Below are 255 nucleotides of genomic sequence, written 5' to 3' on the forward strand. Positions count from 1 at the left end.
TTCGAAGATCGAACAAATACTATACAACCTCATCGGTAATTCTCTGAAGTTTACCAACAAAGGAGAGATCAGGGTAGAGTGCACATTTTTGGAGGATGATCCGGATAAGCAGAAGATAAAAATAAGTTTTGTGGATTCCGGAATAGGAATGAGCAAAGAATTCATCGAAAAGATCTTTAAAAAATTCTATCAGGAAGATGCATCCATTGCCAGAAAAGTAGGCGGAACCGGTTTAGGAATGGCGATCACCAAAGA

1 protein-coding gene is annotated in these 255 nt (G+C 38.8%); it reads left to right on the top strand.

Annotated features, from left to right (window positions below; genetic code table 11):
* Positions 1 to 255, top strand: a 255-nt coding sequence (locus WFK35_RS23160) for an ATP-binding protein (RefSeq protein ID WP_336735011.1), incomplete at both ends; no start/stop codon positions are given.

The organism is Chryseobacterium sp. VD8 (assembly GCF_037149975.1).
Taxonomy (GTDB): Bacteria; Bacteroidota; Bacteroidia; order Flavobacteriales; family Weeksellaceae; genus Chryseobacterium; species Chryseobacterium indicum.